This is a genomic window from Estrella lausannensis (assembly GCF_900000175.1).
Classification (GTDB): domain Bacteria; phylum Chlamydiota; class Chlamydiia; order Chlamydiales; family Criblamydiaceae; genus Estrella; species Estrella lausannensis.
Genome location: NZ_CWGJ01000026.1, coordinates 182652 through 200937, shown reverse-complemented (window position 1 = coordinate 200937; position 18286 = coordinate 182652). Strand labels below are relative to the sequence as shown.

The window sequence follows — 18286 nt, the reverse complement described above, 5'->3', positions numbered from 1 at the left end:
TATGGGTTTCGATAGAACTTCAGGCTATGAACACAGGGACGTCACGCTTGCGGCCATGCAAGACATCCAAAAGGATGTCGCTCAAGAGCTCAAAGCCGAGAGGGAGACCGCCAAGGAAGCCGTGCAGAAAGAGCACGAGGAGATGGGCGGCGAGCTCCGGCAGCAACTCAAAGGGCACCGAAAAGAGAGAAAGGATCTATTCGGCCAAATCAAAACACACCTCGTCGAGAAACCCGACAAAAAGCAAGAGAACGAGATGGCCGGCAAGAAAGCCGCTGCCTTCGAAAAAAAGAACCCTGAACTTAAGGGCAAGACGCTCATGCTGCTTCGCGAGCAGATTGGCAACAATATGTCGCGGGAAGAGATCTTAAAGAAAGTTGAAGACTTCTACCAAGATCCGGCGCTCGCTGACGAGGCGATGGAATTTCTGGAGCAAACCACAGACGGGGAGCTGCAGGAAAAGTGCAAAGACGCCAAACAGCAGCTTAACGATAAGCACGGCCGCGAGATCGCCGCAGGACGCAATATTGGGGAACTCTCCAGGCAAACCGAGGGCCTCGGCACGCCGACAACGCTCAGACAGCTCTACAAAGACATCACAGGCAACCCACGCGAACCCAACACCCTCTTTGAAGAGCTATCGGAGCAATATACCTATAAAGACCTGCAGAAAGTAATCAAGTTTCTCTTCCATGCGCTGGGAACAGACATGAAATCCAAAGGCCCGTCGATCCCGAGGGGGCAGCTGCACCGTCTACTCTCGGAGACAAGGACTCTACAGGCAATCTTAGGAGTTTACCGTTTCTTCAAGGGGCGCATGAACCTGATGGAAAAACTGTTTGCGAAAGAAGGTCTTAAGATGCCGCAGAAGCTCTCCTTTGAGCTGATGTCCAAACAGTTCATGAAACTTGTCAGCGAGCGATACCCCTCTTCCGAAAAAATTCTTAAACAGATGGATAAATACGGCGTTGAGAAATGGATCATCGGTAAAATCATTGTCTTGAGTCAGATGAGGGACGGTATTCGCGAGGTGGCGATGAATCAAATCTATAAGTCGCTGCAGCACCGCGACGAGCTGCAAAACGCTATCATCGAAGCACTGGAAGACTTAGAAGACGAGTGGGAGGAGTACGAGGAGGAAGAAGACGAAGACCGCGAAGACGAGTGGGAAGAAGAGGAAGAGGAAGAAGACGAAAAGAAAAATCAGGGCAAAGGCAAAACGCCCCCTTCCCAAGCGCCACGCCGCTAATTGCCTTATGTGTGCCTGACCCGCAATAAAAAGACCTGTTCATGAGAGGAGTCATCATATGCTTGCCGGAGAACTTGGAGCCATTTTGGAAGAGCTGGGACGGGAGCTCCGCATCCCGAACCTCGCGCCGGATGAACACGAGACCTGTCTGATCAGGCTGGAGAGCGGCATCAGGGTGCAAGTGGAGCTTTTGAAGGGCGGAGAGTATCTTTTGATTGCCTCCGATCTGGGCGAACTCCCACCCGGAAGATACAGAATCGACCTCTTTGAAGCGGCACTGAAAACCAATGGCAGCGACGAGGGAGGACCTGGAACACTGGGGTTCTCCAAAAGAACAAACCATCTATTGCTCTTCGAAAAGCTCTTTCTTCAGGGCTTAAGCGGGATGAAAGTGGCTGACATGATCGGCCCTTTTTCTCAAAAAGCCAAAATCTGGAAGGAAGCAATTGAACGGGGAGCCATTCCCCAGATCGGCAGCAGTTCAACCGCCTCATCCGGCCGAGGAATTTTTGGCCTGCGCCCCTGAAACGGTTATTTCCATTCCTTTTTTCGGTATCAGTATAGTCATCTTTGAACTAAAATCAGGGCAGTTTAGTTCAAAAGATGATACATCCCATGCACCTGTTCATCCTGCTGATCGCCTCCTTTCTACTCGTAGGCCCCTCCTCACCACTTTTGGGAGAAGCCTCTCCCAAGCTAAGAGCCATTTACTCCAGCATCCCTCCAAAGGCGCTGCTCGAGCATCTTGCCTTCTACTCTCTCTACCCGGACAGTGAAGAGGGCAAACGCGCTCTCGTTGATGCCCTAAAACTTGCGGGAGCCGGTATCCAAGATCCATTCTTCGCAAAAAAAGCGCCTCTTCTAATTGACTCGCTGAAACACGCCCTGCTTCTCATCCATCGCGGCCGGCCGGAAGAGGCAGCTCCCCTCACACCCGAGGAGGTGGCATCCATTGACAAACTGGCGTTTTCACTGCAAAACCGCAAGCTTAAGGGAAGGGTGGCTCAAACCGAGCAAGAGGTGCTTGTTCTTCCGCCGGAAGAGATCGACCTCGCACGCGGGCTGCTTCTAAGCCAGCTTGGCAGCGAAAGCTTGGACGCCATCCGCTCCTATGAGGCTGTACTGGATCTGATGGCACTTTCCATCCGGGCCAAGCTTAAGAAAAACAGCGCTCCCAAAGACGTTATCCATGCCATTAACGCGTTCATCTTCGACGAGATGGGATACCGTTTCCCCCCCCTATCCTCTTTTGAAAAAAAGGTCGACACCTACACTTTCCTCTCGTCCGTCCTGGACTCGAGAAAAGGGGTATGCCTTGGCGTCTCCATTCTCTATCTCTGCCTTGCCGATAGGCTCGGCATCCCCATGGAAATCGTCACCCCTCCGGGACACATCTTTGTCCGCTACCGCGATGCGTTGAGCCATATCAACATCGAAACCACAGCCCGGGGCATCCATCTGGATGATGAGGAGTACTTGAGCGTTGGGACAAAAGCGTTGCAAAAAAGAAACGTCAAAGAGGTCATCGGCCTTGCCCACGTCAACCAGGCGTCTGTTTTTTGGGAGACAGGCGAGCTCACTCAAGCCATGGCCTACTATAAAAAGGCAGAGAATTACCTTCCCGACGATCTGTTGCTAAAAGAATTGATGGGGTACGCGCTGTTTGCCAAGGGAGAGAAAGAAGAGAGCTATCGTCTGCTGCAAACGGTTCAAGAGAGGAAAAACCCCTATCTCGTCAGCATCCACACCTTGGTAGACGACTGCCTTCAGGGCAATGCCACGCCCTCGGGAGTTTTGGCGCTCTTCATGCGTGTAGATGAGACCAATGAATCGATTGCCAAAAAGAGGGAGGCGCTTGAGACGGCCCTGCAGGAGAGTCCCCGTTTCAAGAGCGCCCTCTTTGCCCTTGCGCTAAACACCCTTAATGAACAAAAGCTTAAAGCAGGTTTAAAATTACTTCTCGATTATCACGCTCTCTACCCGGAAGATCCCGCCGCTGAATACTATCTCTCCATGCTGCTTCTGATGCGCTACAGGCTACAAGAGTCCTGGAGGCACCTCGAAATCGCCGAAGCGTTGGCTCTCAGGGAAGACCACAGTCCACGAGCCCTGAAAGAGCTTAGAAAAGAACTAGAGAAACGCTGTCCAAAAGGTTGTCGATAAAAATCCCTTCTGCACCGGCCCCCTCCGGCCCGAGAGACAAGATACAGGCAATAGTGTTGCCTAGGGGAAAACACCTCTATCTGCTCACACACCCTAGCCACTCCCCTCTCCCCCGATTTACGCTTATAAGCCCTACCACCCCGATATTTATAATAATAAAAAATCAACATCAATTTATAAATTGATAATAAAATTTTACAATAAATGCTATAATTAGAGCTATGTGATGATTGTTTTTTAACATACACGCCAGGAGTCCGAGATGGATCCCTCAATTCAGAGCAGAGTCCCCCAAACAGTTTCTTTCCAGACCCCGACCGGGGAATCCTCCGCACAGAATGGCGTCCCGCAAACATCGGGTGAACAACACACAAGCAATATTGCTCACGACATGGGTGTGACACCCGATGAGGCAAAAACCTCTTCCCTCCACCAAGGCGATGCTTCGAGCCACAAATTGGCCAGTCCCGATCAAGCACAACAAAGCCAGCCTACCGACAAAACTTTGTCAGCCATGCTAAAGAGCGCATTTCAAACTGTCAAAGGCGGGTTAGGCAGCGCAGCGGCCACAACAGCCAAGGCCATATTGAGCGCGGGACGCGGTGTTTCTGATTTCGCAAGAGATCTCCGTAATGAATTTGAGGCTGGGAACTTCATCGATAATAGGAAAGCCCAATTGTCTGGCCTCGCCGACAAAGCCTCCCAAAAAACCGGTATTGGACTCGATAGCAAGATCCAAAAACTGGAGACCTCCACTAAGCAGCTTGACCAACAAATAGCCTCTGACAAGACGGAACTTAACCAGTTGAAAGAAATGAAGGACCGGGTAACTACTCGGCGCGATAATGCCTCAAGTCAGTCTCTAAAAGGATCATTCCAGGAAAACCTCGATCAAATCAACAGAGAAATTTCTAAACTTGATGGTCGAATCAATATGACCAAGACGGAGTTGACAGCTGCAACTTCCCAATTAAAGGAACTGCAAGAAGCTAAGGGAAGTTCCATGCTTACCAACGCTTCCAGGATGGCCGGTAATCTCAAACCCCTAGCCCAAGGACTTGCCGGTCGCATCGGGATCATAAAGCATCAAAGACCTACAAGCCAAAACGATGAACAACTCTCCGCCGCCAAAGCAGAACTCGCTAAATTCACTAAAGCCGATGATGAAATCTACCAGCAACTCAAAGATTTGCAGGGGACCTTGAGTAAATACCCTGAGAATCCAAGCAATCCAGAACAAGCTAAAATGAAAAGCTCCATAAAAAAGCAAGTTCAGACACTGATAAATCAGAGAAGCGCCAATACAAAAACGCTGGAATCGATGCGAGAGAACATCCAAAAGATGCAGATTAAACAAACCGCTGAGGAGACTACATTCAGAGAGCAGAATCCCACTTTGATTGGCAAAGCCGTCTCAACAGCAACAACAGTTTCATCTGCCGTCTCATCCGCCCTTCAATCAATCAAAGGTTTAACGCAGAGTGACAACCTTAAAGCTCCTACAGGGAGGATTTCAACTGCACTCGGCGACTTAAAAGAGGGTGCCGGAAAAGTAGCCGAAGGGGCGAGAAAAGGTTTTGAGGCTCTACGCAGGGGCATCCGTGACCTCTTAGTCGGCAAGAAGGGAGAGAGTGATGAGGGTACGGGGATTAATAAAAGTAAAATGACTTCCTCACCTGCAAGTCAAGTAAAGCAGCAAAAGATAGAAATGGCTCACAAGCAAGTAGAGGAAATCCGCGCGAAGGTCAATTCCGTACTGAACCCTGAAAATTCAAAAGACTTGATGGGTGCAATCGCATTAGTTTCAGATGACAGACTAAATTCCATATTGAATTCCCTGGATGTCGATCAAAACGAAATTAAGAACAGTATTCGAAGGGATTTCGCGGAAATGCGCAATTCTCTCAGGGAACCAGCGCTTAACAAGCTCACAGCTTTAGCCTCACAAATTGTAAGTAACATTGAAAAATTTGAGACAGAAAGAGGTTCAATGACAGACCAAGACATAAAAAAAGAGATGGATGAACTTAGACCATCTTGTGCATATTTTCTCAACAGTCTCAACCGTGTGAAAAGTTCAAGAATCAATCCTCCTGGCGAGTCGGATCTGGCAGAGAACTTCAAGAAGATCCATGAATTTGCCAAAGAAAATGGTATTCAACTTCAGTAAATCGGCAATTTTAGCTTAGCTGAATTACTTCAAAGCCACATCCTCTCCAAATATACGTAATAGACCACGCCAAGGGCTGCAAAACCCCTCCAGGTAATCTCTATTCTCACCCATCGTAAAGTAATCGATGAGATGACAGCATCTCCACTCAATATTTTATTTAGATGGATTCCTTGATGCAGTTCTCGCTTATTCTTCACAAAAAATTAATCAAATTTAATTTGCGAATTAATAATTGAAATAGCATCCAAATGATATAATTAATGGTAAGTGACGATTGTTTTTTAAACATCTACACTAGGAGCCAAATATGGAAACCCCTATTCACAGCGGAGGTCCTCAATCAGGTTCTTTCCAGACCTCGCTTGGAGAATCTAAGACACAAGGCGGCGTCCAGCCGACACAAGATGAACAACACACAAGTGGAGTAGCTCACGATACCCATTTGACACCCGATGACACAAAGACCCCTTCTCTGCACCAAGGTAATGCACCCAGTAAAAACTTAGCATCTCCCCATCAGGCAAAGCAAAGTCAGCCTACAGAAAAGACTCTATCAGGCATGCTACAAAGCGCTTTTCAAACTGTCAAAGGAGGGTTAGAACGATTTGCGTCCGCAACAGGGAAGGCTATATCAAGCGCAGGACGCGGTGTTTCTGACCTCGTACGAGACACCCGCAATGAAATAGAATCAGGCGACTTTATCGACAACAGGAAAGCTCTGCTATCAGCCGCTGCCGATAAAGCCTCCCAAAAAACAGGCGTAGGACTCGACAGTAAAATCGAAAAACTGGAGACCTCCGTAAAAGGTCTTGAGAGAAAATTAGCTTCAGAAACAAGGATTCTTAGTCAGCTGAGTGCCGAAAAAGAGAAAGTAACTAAGGATCGCGATAACGCAAGCAACGCATCTCAAAAAAACGCCTACAAAGACAGAATCGGAATACTCGATAAACAAATTTCTGAAAATACTGCCCAAATCAATACCATCAAAGCCGAACTGAAAGTTGCCACTGGCCATCTGAAGGAATTAAAAGATGCCAAAGGAAGCTCAATGCTTACCAATGCTTCCAGGATGGCAGGTAATCTCAAACCTCTGGCCCAAGGACTTGCCGGGCGTATTGGAATCATAAAACTGCAAAGACCTACAAGCCGCAACGATGAGCAACTCTCTGCTACTAGAGCAGAACTCGCTACCCTCACTAAAGCAGATAACGAAATCGGCAGGCAACTTAAAGATTTGCAGGAGACTTTGAGTAAATACCCTGAAAATCCCAGCAATCCAGAACAAGCTAAAATGAAAAGCTCCATAAAAAAGCAAGTTCAGACACTGATAGATCAGAGGAGCGCCAATACAAAACCACTGGAATCGTTGCGAGAAAACATCCAAAAGATGGAAGGCAAACAGGCCGCTGAAGAGGCTGCTTTCAAAAAGCAGAATCCCACTTTGATTGACAAAGCTGTTTCAACAGCAGAAACGGTTTCATCTGCCGTTTCATCCGCCTTTCAATCCATCAAAGGTTTAAAGCACAGCGATAACATTGAGGCACTTGAAGCTCGGGTTTCAACTGCTCTTGGCGACTTAAAAGATACCGCTCAAAATGTAGCACAAGGAGCAAAACCAGCCTTTGAGGCTCTAGGGAGGGGCATCCGTGACCTGGTAATCGGCAAGAAAGGAGAGGGCGAAGAAGGCGCCCGGATCAGTAAAGGACTTATTGGCCACGTCTCCGATCTGGGCAGCGCCATAAAAGCAGGCCTTCCCAGCGCTGAAACCCTCAGCGGCCTTGCCAGTGATATCGGAAAAGCCGTTCTCAAACCATTCAAAGCTCTGGCCGCATTGGCAAATAAAGAAAGCGCTCCAGCGCAAGCTCAAGTCTGGAAGGAAAAACTGGGTGAAATAGAGAGCGCCCAAAAAACTGAAACGCAAGAGGTAAAGGATAAGGCTGAGGCGACTGCCGACGCAGTGGCAAATTTCCCCTTGCCCAGCGCTTCGACACTCACCGGAGCCACGTCAGTGACCTCCGGAGCCATATTAAATCCTGAGCACCCCGTCACACCACCTCAGATACACACCGGGACCACTCTTTTCCCCGCCATGCTCAGTGATGTCAAGTTAGTCAACGCCTCAATCGGTGGCTCCACAGGTGCTAAGCTCATGGAGGCCGGTGGAGAGAAATTTGTCCAGAAAGAGGGCCCGGTTCAGCAGCAGGGAGCTGTAGGGGCAGCCAAGCACATCACCGCAGAATACCACGCCAACGTAGCCTACAAAGCGCTGGGCGTCGACGTTCCGGAAGTCAAGCTCTACACCAAAACATCCTCCGATGCCATCAATGGACAGGCAGCTTCAGAGGCTACACCTGTCATGCTGGCTTCGTTTGTGAAAGACGCAAAACCGCTCGGAAAATATTTGGCAGAGAACCCGGGTAAACGAGAAGAGGTTATCGCGAAAGTTCAAAAGGACTTCATAGCGGACGTTTTGCTCGCCAACTGGGACGTTGTCGGGATGGGGATGGATAACATCCTAGTCACATCTGACGGAACACCCGTCCGTGTCGACAATGGATCTTGCTTTGAATTCCGAGCTCAAGGAGATGAGAAATCAATACCCAAGCTTGGTATTTCCGGTTTCTCAGATAAGGCAATAGAAGTTGACTCCTTCCGCAATCCCCAGATTAACCCTCAGGCCGCACAAATGTTCGGCAGCATCAGCGACAAGGAGATCATCAGACAGATTGACGAGATGGCCGGAAAAATGGATCAGCTATTGGCTGCCACCCCCCCGAAATATCATGATGCCTTGGAGGGCCGCATGGCATACCTGCAAGAGTATAAAAAAGGGCTTGAGAGCAAACTTGGCATCAAACAAGAAACAGCGGCCAGCTCAGCCGTTGAGCAAAAGGATAAAACAAAGGCAGCAGAGACACCTTCAAAAACCACGAGTGTGAAAGGATTAAGAGGCAGAGTAATTGGCAAAGCACCATCAAAAGAGTTAGCAGCCAAAGCCTCTAGCAGGGCTCTTGAAGCCTTTTCCGGCGCCCTTGAAAATATAAAAGGGTTTCTGTTCCAACGAGTCTCTGATCCAACCGAATATGTTACATGTGATGCCCTCGATGTTGCAGGAAAACTTGAAGGCAAAAAAAGAGAAGAGGCAATTGCCAATATGGCCAAAGAGTTCACAAGCGTTGCATCAAACGCTTTATCACATGTTACTGCTGAAAATCTTCTGGATGATTTCAACCCCTTAGCGTTGGCGCACCAAGGAATGACATTAAACATCCAGGAAGCTTTGTTCTACACCAACGGAACGCCTCACAAACAAAAAACGATGGAACGACGCTTCGAAGCTTTGATGGATGTTATGGATGCCTGCATAAAAAACGGTGATCTGACTTCAGCTTCCGCCATCCACGCAGCTCTTAGCCAAGAGGGAGTCCGCAGGATCATCAAAGATAACGATAAATTAATGCAGAGATGGGATAACCACGTTATTAATAATGGCACAACAAGTTTCAAAAAAATGAACGCCGGCGACAACATATCTACCCCCTATCTCCCGGGTCTTAAAAATGAATTGGAGATAGATCAAAAGGCGGGAAAGGGACGATTCGGCCAGATGACGAAGCAAGAGGCTTTTGATGCTATTAATAAAGGCCTTAAAAAACCGGAAAAACAGCCAGAAGGTGAAACCAAATCTTTGCTGGCCCAGGATCTGGGATTGAGGGGAATGGCCCTATATGCCCGCAACGCTGTCGCGGAAACGCAATCTAACGTAGAGTCGAGCGCTCAAGCTCTGCAAGGGTTTTACGCAAGACGAGATGAGTGCAAAAATATACTTGATCAAATCAAACTCCTGCCCAGACCCCTCCAAGCCGAAGACGCGGCGAGGGAAACAAAAGCAGAGAATGGCTTAAGAGAAGCCAACACCCAGATTGAAAGGGAAGAAAAGGTTCAACGTAAAAACAAGATGGGTCATGAACTGGCGGAATTGGGGTCTGTTAGACTGCATCCGAATGAAAAGAGTATGAACGACAAAGTGTGGGATGCTTCATACACTCTAAAACCAAAAGGTTCATAAATTAAGACGACTTTTTGGTACCTATTGAGATTTATTAATTTCCCAATTAGCATCGCTATCACTGAAACTGAATTAAGTTAACTGAGGAAGCGATGGTAAAAATCTACACGAAAACAGGCGATCAGGGGCAGACGTCCCTCTTCACAGGGCATAGAGTCCCCAAAAATTCCCACTACATGGAAGCCATCGGCACTGTCGATGAGTGCAACAGCGCGATCGGTGCTGCCATATCGCTACTGCCTTCCGACCAAAAGTTTAGGCAAGTGAAGGAAGAGCTGGAATTTATCCAGCACGCCCTGTTCGATATCGGAGCGGCTCTGGCAACACCAAGATCCTTAGCATCAACACCTAAAATTTCCAAGACACGTTTTGACAGCGAAGAGATCACTCTGCTGGAGAAATGGATAGACAAAATGGATGGCGCCCTTCCCAAGCTCACCTACTTTATCTTGCCCGGCGGTCATCCCGCTTCAGCCCTTTTACACCTGGCCCGCAGCATCTGCCGCCGGTCAGAGCGGGAAGCCTACCCCTTGGCACAAAATGCCGACGTCTCCGAAAACGTTCTAGTCTATTTAAACCGCCTGTCCGACTATCTGTTTGTCCTCTCACGCTATGTCAACTTGCTCTCCGGCAGCGAAGAGACGCGCTGGGAGCACAACAAAGACACCCAGGCCATGCTTGCCGAAAAGAGCTAACCCCCTTTTTGATATTCTCCGGTTCTGTTAACTTAGCAATGACATTCGTTGACCGCTAACCGGAGAATCCCATGGAGCATAAGTTCACCGATGCCGTAGGGGCAGCTATCCAAACCGCCTTTTCCGAAGCCGAGAACCACAAAAACACGGAAGTGGGCGACAATCACCTCCTTCTCTCCTTCTTAAAAGAGCCGGAAGGGTATTTTTCTTCAATTCTTCACCATCTAAATCTCCACCCGAAGGCGTTAATCGACTCTCTGCAAGACGAGATCAACAAAAGCGCCAAATGGGCAGGAGGGGAAACCAAGCCCCCCACCACCTCCTGGTCTCTTCAGAATCGTATCAGAGAGGCCGAAACGATCGCAAAGGCGTGGAAAGATGACTACACCTCCAGCGACCACTTTCTCATTTCCTACTGGAAAGGAGGCTCCGAGCCTTTCAACAAGTGGAAGAGCCAGTCGAAAATCACACTGAAGGATTTAGAAGAGCACATAAGAAAAATACGAGGAGAAAGGCATATGGACTCCCCCACAGCAGAAGAGAATCTCCAGGCGCTTGAAAAATACTGCAAAAACTTAACCGACCTGGCAAGAAAGGGAAAAATCGACCCGGTGATCGGACGGGAAGAAGAGATCCGCAGGACAATGCAGGTGCTGAGCCGCAGAACCAAAAACAACCCGATGCTAATCGGCGAGCCGGGTGTGGGGAAAACCGCTATCGCCGAGGGACTGGCTCAAAGAATTATCCAGGGGGACGTTCCGGACTCGCTTAAGAACAAGCAACTGATGACCCTTGACATGGGCAGCCTGATTGCGGGAACCAAGTTCCGAGGAGAATTTGAAGAGCGCCTGAAGGCTATCTTGCAAGATATCGAAAAGAGCGAGGGCAACGTCATCTTGTTCATCGACGAGGTGCATACACTTGTAGGGGCCGGAGCTGCCGAAGGAGCGATGGACGCGGCCAACTTGCTAAAACCGGCGCTTGCTAGAGGCTCTCTCCACTGTATCGGCGCGACCACGCTAAACGAATATCAAAAACACATCGAAAAAGACGCGGCGCTGGAGAGACGCTTCCAGACCGTCTTTGTCGACGAGCCAAGCCCCGAAGATGCCGTTGCCATCTTGCGGGGGCTGAAAGAGCGCTATGAGATATTCCACGGGGTGCGCATCACCGAGTCGGCCATCCATGCGGCCGTCTATCTCTCCAATCGCTATATCACCGACAGACGCCTGCCCGATAAGGCGATCGACCTGATCGATGAAGCAGCCTCTTTGATCCGCATGCAGATCGGCAGCCGTCCGCTGCCCATCGACACCAAGGAACGCGAGCTCTCCGCCCTCAATATCGAACTGGAAGCGATCAAGCGGGAAAAGGGCGCGATCGAACAGGGACGGCAGGAAAAGATCCAAGAGAAGATCGCGAAGATCAAAGAAGAACTCGCCCGGCTCCGCCAGGAATGGGAGCAGGAAAAGGAGCTTTTAAATACCTTGAAGCAAAAAAAAGATGCGCTTGAAAAGATAAAATTTCAAGAGGAGGAGCTGGAGCGTAAACTCGACTACGAAAAAGTAGCCGAAATCCGCTACCACAAAATCCCCGCACTCCAAAAAGAGCTTGAAGAGGCGCAGCAAAAGCTGTCTGCCAAGCCCCACCGTCTCTTGCAAGAGGAAGTTGACGACCAGCTGATCGCCCACATTGTCTCCAAGTGGACTGGCATCCCTGTTCACAAGATGTTGGAAGGAGAGGCCGAAAAGCTGCTGCATCTGGAAAAAGATCTTGAAAAGAGGGTTGTCGGACAAGATATTGCTGTTAAAGCCGTATCCGAAGCGATTCGCAGATCGCGCTCCGGCCTCGCCGATCCATCAAGACCGGTGGGAGTATTTCTCTTTCTCGGGCCGACAGGAGTGGGAAAAACGGAACTTTCCAAGGCGCTTGCCTCCATTCTATTCGATCAGGAAGAGGCGATGGTGCGTCTCGACATGTCTGAATACATGGAAAAGCACAGCGTCTCCAAAATCATCGGCTCTCCTCCAGGGTATGTTGGCTACGACGAAGGTGGTCAGCTCACCGAGTCTTTAAGACGCCGCCCCTACAGCGTTGTCTTGCTCGATGAGGTGGAAAAGGCCCACCCCGATGTTTTCAACATCCTGCTGCAGATCTTTGACGACGGACGCATCACCGACAGCAAAGGCCGTGTCGTCAACTGTAGGAACGCTCTATTCATCATGACATCCAACTTAGGCTCAGACCGTCTCCTTGCCAAAATGGAAGAGAAGAAAAAGTCATTTGATAAAGAGGAGATTCTGCAGATTGTCGAGCCGGTAGTCAAAGGCCACTTCCGCCCCGAATTCATCAACCGCCTGGACGAAATACTCCCTTTCCTGCCGCTTAAGGAGAGTGATATGGAGAAAATTGTCGCAATTCAGCTCGATACGCTGAAAAAAAGGATGGAGGAGCGTAAGAACGAGTTGTCCTGGTCGGACAACGCTGTGAGGTTATTGGCAGAAGAGGGTTACGACCCCCATTTCGGAGCGAGGCCGCTCAAACGGCTTATCCAGCACGCCGTTGTCAACCCCTTGTCAAGAGGCATTCTGGAAGGGAAAATACCTCCAGGAACCATCGTCGAACTGGATGTTAAGGACAAGGAAATTGCCTACACCGCCAAAATGAAAAAGGTAGCTCGGTAACCTTTCCAAAAGTCCATGGTTTTCCCCCTACACCAGTGAAAACCATGGACTGCTTTGTGATTGACAAGGCTTTCAAGACACTCCACGATATCTCCCACACACCTCATTTAAGTTTCGCCCGAGCGCTTCAACTTGCTAAAAAACAAGCGTTCCCAAAATGAAAACAAACCGCAACTTTTTAACTATACAACAAAGCTGTTCCGGTAGAATGTGGGGATAAGAGGAAACTTGATTTAGAGAGAAAGTATCTAAGATTCAACTTAGAGACTGACCACAAATAAATCATACGATTTCAGTTTGTGGACAATCTCTTAGCACACATAACCCCCACTCCTCTTTCGCAATTTAGTAAGTCGCATCCAGTTCACATTTTTCCAATATCAGAGACAGCCCGCAGACTCAAATCAGTATGCTTTACTCCTCCGTAGAATTATAGGTTTCGAAAAAATTTTCACCCTATTGGATTAATAAGCTGAATTATTTTTCGAAGCTTATAACTTAGATTTTATTTTTATCCTGACAACAAACAAGGACAAGGAGGTCGTTCATGGAAAAAACCTTTAAAAGCTTACTCATCAATGAATTGTCTGATTTATTGAGCGCTGAGCGGCAAATCGTTGAGGCCATGCCCGAAATGATCAGAGCGTCAGAATCCCCGGATTTGAAACATGCTCTTGAATCCCATTTGGTAGAGACAAAAACACACGTTGAGCGTCTCGAAAAAATCTTCGACATTCTGAATGTGAAGAGAGAAGAAAAGTTCTGCCCGGCAATGAAAGGGCTGATTGAAGAGTGCAAAAGCGTGCTTCACGATTTCAGATCGAAATCGTCTCTCTGCGATGTATTAATCATCTCCAAAGCGCAGCGCATCACGCACTACGGAATCGCGGCCTATGGAACCGCTCGCACATTTGCCAGGGAAATGGAGCTTGGCAAGGTAGCCGATCTTCTCCAGGCCTCGCTGGACGAAGAAGGAAATGCAGATAAAAAATTAACCAAAATTGCCGAGGGAGGTCTGCTGAAATCTGGTATCAATCAGCAGGCAAAAGCCCTTACTGCTCAGCGATAAGCCGACAGGCGGTATTCTTAATTCGGAAGGGGGCTCTGCAAGCAATCATGTGGCACCACCCTCCCGGAATTTGACGAAAAAATAGGGCTTGCTAAGAGACTGCCCCACAAACAAATCATACGATTTCAGCTTGTGGACACTCTCTTAGCAGTCGATGGAATAACCAACTAAAGGAGAAACTATGGATACCACGAAAATTACCGGTCTTCTGGCAATGATTTTCGCATCAGGCTTTGCCACGAGCGCTCATGCAGATTACTACTACCAAGATTCCAGATCGTCCTGCCCAAGCTGCCGCTCAAACGACCGATGCCATCATTCAGGCGGTTACCACCATGGTGAGGGCCAAAGATACCATCGAAGCGATGAAAACGGGGGATACAATCGAAACGACACCAATAAAACCGATCAAAACCGCCAAAGTGACCCTGCCAATAGGCAACAAGGCAGTTTTCATCCAACGAGCAAAAACTACGTCGCCAGCAATGCCCATGACAACTCCATGCAATTGACCGATGCAGAACTTGCGAAACAGATTCACGATAAGCTCGATTCAGGCTGGCTCTCAAAATCCTATGCAGGCGTAACCGCCCGTGTAAGCAATGGAAACGTTGTATTGCAAGGCCAGGTTGGCACGTCGGTGGACAAATCAAAATTGGAAGAAGAGATTCGCAACATGAAAGGAGTCATTAGCCTGAACAGTCAAGTCACTGTCGGGGAGCAAAACACCATGGAAAAGCCCGCTCAAGATCAAATGGAACAATCCGGTCAACACAAAATGGAGTTACCAGGTTCAGAATTTCCTCAGGACAAAGCAGCAACTACGGCAGACAGACAGCTGAATAAAAAAATTCGTGACAACATCGGAAAAAACTGGCTTGGAAAAAACTACAATGAGATTGCTCTGAACACTAAAAACGGAATCGTTACCTTGCAAGGAGCGATTAAAAACCCCGGTGACCAGCAAAAGCTGGTAAACGAGATTCAGCAAATCGAAGGGGTCAAATCCGTGAAGAGCGAACTCCGCGTGTTAAATAACAGCTAACTCCGCTTCAATGCATTATTTAAACACTCTTTGACTCGGGAGAACAATTCACTCTCCCGAGTCAAAGAACAAATAGACAGCCTTCACTATACCGAAACAACTTGAAGAATTGGAAATTTGGCCAGGAGGGCCTTAAGAATTTTTGTCCGGAGCGAGCGACCATTGCCGAGAGGCAAGGCGCGAGTGAGAACGAAAATTCTTAAGTATACCGAAATTCTCTCAAAATTTGGATTTTGGCAAAGAGAAAGCTCTCGCAATTGAATGATCGCAAGCCACCTAATATTAGAAATATGAGGTGGCTTGCGATCATTCAATCCCGAGGCTTTCTCAAAGCCCCCATGCCAAATTTTGAGAGAATTTCGGTATAAACCCAACGAAGCCAAAGACCAATTCTTCAAGTTGCCTCGGTATAAATGGGTTCCTCATGAATTCAATGCTCCCCTTTCCTAAGGGATAACGGTATTGAAACCGCGGGGAACACCTCATGCTCAGCGACGGTGCTTGATCTTGTTGATGCCGTTCAAAGCAGCAATACGATAAGCTTCCGCGTAGGTTGGATAGTTGAAAATGTGATCGATAAAGTAGTCGATTTTAGCGCGGAACGACACGGCGACCTGGCCGATGTGAACAACCTCGGCCGCTCCCCTGCCGATCACGTGGATACCGAGGATTTCGAGCGTTTCCTTGTGGAATATGAGTTTCATCAGGCCAGTTGACCCGCCCACAATGTGGCTTCTTGAGATCTCATAGAAATAGGCTCTGCCCACTTCATACTGAAAACCCAGCTCGCGCAGCTGGTCTTCGGTATATCCGCAGCAGGAGATCTCCGGAATGGTCCAGATACCGATCGGATAGAAGGTTGGGAAGTGGTGCGTCTCAACGCCGCAAGCGTGTCTTGCGGCAAGCCTTCCTTGCTCCATACTGGTCGAAGCTAAGCTAGGGCCTCCGATAACATCTCCAACCGCATAGATGTGAGACACCGGCGTCTGAAAGAGGGCATTGACGGGCAAATAGCCCTTGTCATTTTTTGTCAGTCCGCAGTTTTCGATATGCAGCGACTCGACGTTGGCTTCGCGGCCGAGGGCATAGAGTAAACAGTCTGCAGATAGGCTTGTTCCGTCTTTAAACTTAACGACAGCCCTATTTTCCTCTTTGATGATCTCTGCCGGTTCTTTCCGTCCTTTGAAGCGAAGGCCTATGTCGGTCAGCGATGTCTGCAAGTGGATGCCGATTTCAGAGTCAAGCAGAGGAAGAATATGATCCTTCTTATCGATGATGGTGACTTCGGTGCCAAGGGCTGCGAAAAAGGAGGCGTACTCAGAGCCGATGATACCACCCCCGAGAACCAGCATTGACTTTGGCACCCGTTCAATCCGGAGAAGACGTGTCGAGTCCAAAATGATCTTATCGTCAAATGGAACACCCGTGGGGTTTCTCGGGACAGATCCTGTCGCGATGATGAAAGACTCCCCCTTGATCTGATAGGAAAGCCGGTAGTCGCTGTCCACAATGAGAAGCGTATGGGGATTTTCAAACCGGCCTGTGCCATGCAGGAAGCGAATGTTATTTTTCTTGAACTGGCGGCTGATCATCGTCCGCTCTTCTTCGATCACCTGGCTCAAGCGGCTGTTTAACTCGGATATCGTGACCTCTTTTATATCGCGGACATCGCGGTATTGCCTCTCATAGAAGCGTGTCAGGTCGATGATCGCTTCACGCAGCGTCTTCGAGGGGATGGTTCCGGAATAGAGGCAATTGCCGCCGGGAGTCGGCTCCTTTTCCACTACGACAACAGATTTTCCCAGTTTAGCCGCCTGAATCGCCGCCTTCTGCCCGGCCGGCCCCGATCCAATCACCACTACATCGGCTTTTATCTCTTCCATAGAGGTTTTTTCCTTTTCCGTTGATACCGAAATGCATTGAAAGAGACTCTTTTCACCCGCTCTCGATGAAAAAAAACTTTTTCGATGCGTTTCTTCTGCGCTTGGTGCCTAGATCGCATGATCTTTCTGCTATCAATGCGCCAAACGAGATACGCGCCCGCTCTCTTTAAGCCCCGTGGTCACCCTCGCTAAAATCAATGCAGGACAGCGGCTTGACAAGCACTTGCCCAAACTAAGGTTTATCACGTTATGATAATTGTCTGTAGCAAATTATATGCCGCTCGGCTCTCTATGTGTGTTTTTCCAGCTATGGACAGGCTATTTTCAAAAGATGACAGTAAAATCCGAACGTGTTAAAATATTTTTAGAATCCTAAGGAAGCGGAGCTTTTTTTCAAAGAGGATCTTGTATGGGAAAAACCAATTTTACCAAAGTGGAAGAGTCTCTCGCGCAGGGTTTGCACAAAATGGAAGTGGAGAGGCTGCTGAATGAGGCCGATAAAGCTTCCGGCAAACCCCCTCCTCCAAAAAAAGAGACCAGCCCGGAGCTTGCCGAAGAGAAAAAGAAACTAATCAAAGACTTGGAGCTCAACATCAATCGGCTCAAAGCCAAAGACAGCAAGATCTTCGAAAAACTGAAGGTGAAACGTTCCACCGTTCAAAAATTCACAGAAAATCCTCAGAAGCTAAGCGAGGAGGACTGGAAGCATGCCGCCATTCTCCTGAAAAGAACCGAAACCCTACTGAAAGAGATGGTGCCCGACAAAGCCAATGATAAGCTTGTCGAGGACGAGCAGACGCGCCATCTTAACAAAAGGTTCAACGTCAATGAAAAGTGGCTTCCCCTAAATTAGCCACTGTTGACTCTTAACACTTAATTTTCAGCACTCTAAATTCAATTTCACTCCTTTCGCAGGAATCCCCTTGCGAATAATTGGCAAAATCTAGTAACTTTGTTCTTCCTTTCGAGGGGCGTATAGCTCAGTTGGTAGAGCTCCTGTCTTACACACAGGCGGTCATAGGTTCGAGTCCTGTTGCGCCCAAATCGATATGCGGGAGTAGTTCAATTGGTTAGAGCACCGGCCTGTCACGCCGGAAGTTGCGGGTTCGAGTCCCGTCTCTCGCGAATCTTTTATCGAGCGCCAAATATCTGGCAAACCGCTCGATCCCCAAAAAAACACAAAATTTCTGATAGACAATCCTTCGCTTCCTATTGAGTTTTAGCTAGAAATAGTGTATGCTTCCGCACGTGAAGAA

General features: G+C 48.5%; 11 protein-coding genes and 2 tRNA genes. 12 read left to right on the top strand and 1 reads right to left on the bottom strand.

Going from position 1 to position 18286, the window contains the following annotated elements; translation table 11 throughout:
• Window position 1 precedes the first annotated feature (1 nt).
• The 9 genes from sctW to ELAC_RS09985 all read left to right on the top strand — a co-directional run bounded on the left by sctW (window position 2) and on the right by ELAC_RS09985 (window position 15147).
• Window positions 2–1249 (top strand): type III secretion system gatekeeper subunit SctW, encoded by a 1248-nt coding sequence (sctW, locus tag ELAC_RS10025; protein ID WP_098039148.1) that lies wholly within the window; start codon window positions 2–4, stop codon window positions 1247–1249.
• 58 nt (window positions 1250–1307) lie between these two features.
• Window positions 1308–1775: a CesT family type III secretion system chaperone gene (locus tag ELAC_RS10020; RefSeq protein ID WP_098039147.1), complete on the top strand. Its 468-nt coding sequence runs from the start codon at window positions 1308–1310 to the stop codon at window positions 1773–1775.
• An 89-nt stretch (window positions 1776–1864) separates the two neighbouring features.
• A complete protein-coding gene (locus tag ELAC_RS10015; protein WP_158227867.1) occupies window positions 1865–3412 on the top strand; it encodes a transglutaminase family protein in 1548 nt (515 codons plus the stop codon).
• Window positions 3413–3674: 262 nt separating this feature from the next.
• Window positions 3675–5582: a hypothetical protein gene (locus tag ELAC_RS10010; RefSeq protein ID WP_098039145.1), complete on the top strand. Its 1908-nt coding sequence runs from the start codon at window positions 3675–3677 to the stop codon at window positions 5580–5582.
• 310 nt (window positions 5583–5892) lie between these two features.
• Window positions 5893–9654 carry a coiled-coil domain-containing protein gene (locus ELAC_RS10005; protein WP_098039144.1) on the top strand — a complete coding sequence of 1254 codons (3762 nt, stop codon included), beginning with the start codon at window positions 5893–5895 and terminating at the stop codon, window positions 9652–9654.
• A gap of 92 nt (window positions 9655–9746) precedes the next feature.
• Entirely contained in the window at window positions 9747–10349 is a 603-nt protein-coding gene (locus ELAC_RS10000) for a cob(I)yrinic acid a,c-diamide adenosyltransferase (RefSeq protein WP_098039143.1), read from the top strand.
• A gap of 71 nt (window positions 10350–10420) precedes the next feature.
• Window positions 10421–13033, top strand: coding sequence for an ATP-dependent Clp protease ATP-binding subunit (locus ELAC_RS09995; protein WP_098039142.1), 2613 nt, complete (start codon window positions 10421–10423; stop codon window positions 13031–13033).
• 547 nt (window positions 13034–13580) lie between these two features.
• The gene (locus ELAC_RS09990) at window positions 13581–14102 is read left to right on the top strand and encodes a ferritin-like domain-containing protein (RefSeq protein ID WP_098039141.1); all 522 of its coding nucleotides are present in this window, start codon (window positions 13581–13583) and stop codon (window positions 14100–14102) included.
• A 181-nt stretch (window positions 14103–14283) separates the two neighbouring features.
• Complete coding sequence (locus ELAC_RS09985) at window positions 14284–15147, top strand: BON domain-containing protein (RefSeq protein ID WP_098039140.1); 864 nt, start codon at window positions 14284–14286, stop codon at window positions 15145–15147.
• Window positions 15148–15635: 488 nt separating this feature from the next.
• Here ELAC_RS09985 and sthA read toward each other — a convergent pair whose 3' ends face one another.
• Window positions 15636–17030, bottom strand: a complete 1395-nt coding sequence (sthA, locus tag ELAC_RS09980; RefSeq protein ID WP_098039139.1) for a Si-specific NAD(P)(+) transhydrogenase — start codon at window positions 17028–17030, stop codon at window positions 15636–15638.
• A 409-nt stretch (window positions 17031–17439) separates the two neighbouring features.
• On the opposite strand from sthA, the gene ELAC_RS09975 reads away from it, so the two are divergent.
• The 3 genes from ELAC_RS09975 to ELAC_RS09965 all read left to right on the top strand — a co-directional run bounded on the left by ELAC_RS09975 (window position 17440) and on the right by ELAC_RS09965 (window position 18155).
• Window positions 17440–17883, top strand: coding sequence for a hypothetical protein (locus ELAC_RS09975; protein WP_098039138.1), 444 nt, complete (start codon window positions 17440–17442; stop codon window positions 17881–17883).
• A 116-nt stretch (window positions 17884–17999) separates the two neighbouring features.
• Window positions 18000–18072, top strand: a tRNA-Val gene (locus ELAC_RS09970).
• A gap of 9 nt (window positions 18073–18081) precedes the next feature.
• Window positions 18082–18155: transfer RNA gene (locus ELAC_RS09965), tRNA-Asp, on the top strand.
• Window positions 18156–18286 lie beyond the last annotated feature (131 nt).

Coding starts and splice junctions, on each gene's coding strand:
- sctW (WP_098039148.1), top strand. CDS start 2: ATGGGTTTCGATAGAACTTCAGGCTATGAACACAGGGACGTCACGCTT.
- ELAC_RS10020 (WP_098039147.1), top strand. CDS start 1,308: ATGCTTGCCGGAGAACTTGGAGCCATTTTGGAAGAGCTGGGACGGGAG.
- ELAC_RS10015 (WP_158227867.1), top strand. CDS start 1,865: ATGCACCTGTTCATCCTGCTGATCGCCTCCTTTCTACTCGTAGGCCCC.
- ELAC_RS10010 (WP_098039145.1), top strand. CDS start 3,675: ATGGATCCCTCAATTCAGAGCAGAGTCCCCCAAACAGTTTCTTTCCAG.
- ELAC_RS10005 (WP_098039144.1), top strand. CDS start 5,893: ATGGAAACCCCTATTCACAGCGGAGGTCCTCAATCAGGTTCTTTCCAG.
- ELAC_RS10000 (WP_098039143.1), top strand. CDS start 9,747: ATGGTAAAAATCTACACGAAAACAGGCGATCAGGGGCAGACGTCCCTC.
- ELAC_RS09995 (WP_098039142.1), top strand. CDS start 10,421: ATGGAGCATAAGTTCACCGATGCCGTAGGGGCAGCTATCCAAACCGCC.
- ELAC_RS09990 (WP_098039141.1), top strand. CDS start 13,581: ATGGAAAAAACCTTTAAAAGCTTACTCATCAATGAATTGTCTGATTTA.
- ELAC_RS09985 (WP_098039140.1), top strand. CDS start 14,284: ATGGATACCACGAAAATTACCGGTCTTCTGGCAATGATTTTCGCATCA.
- sthA (WP_098039139.1), bottom strand. CDS start 17,030: ATGGAAGAGATAAAAGCCGATGTAGTGGTGATTGGATCGGGGCCGGCC.
- ELAC_RS09975 (WP_098039138.1), top strand. CDS start 17,440: ATGGGAAAAACCAATTTTACCAAAGTGGAAGAGTCTCTCGCGCAGGGT.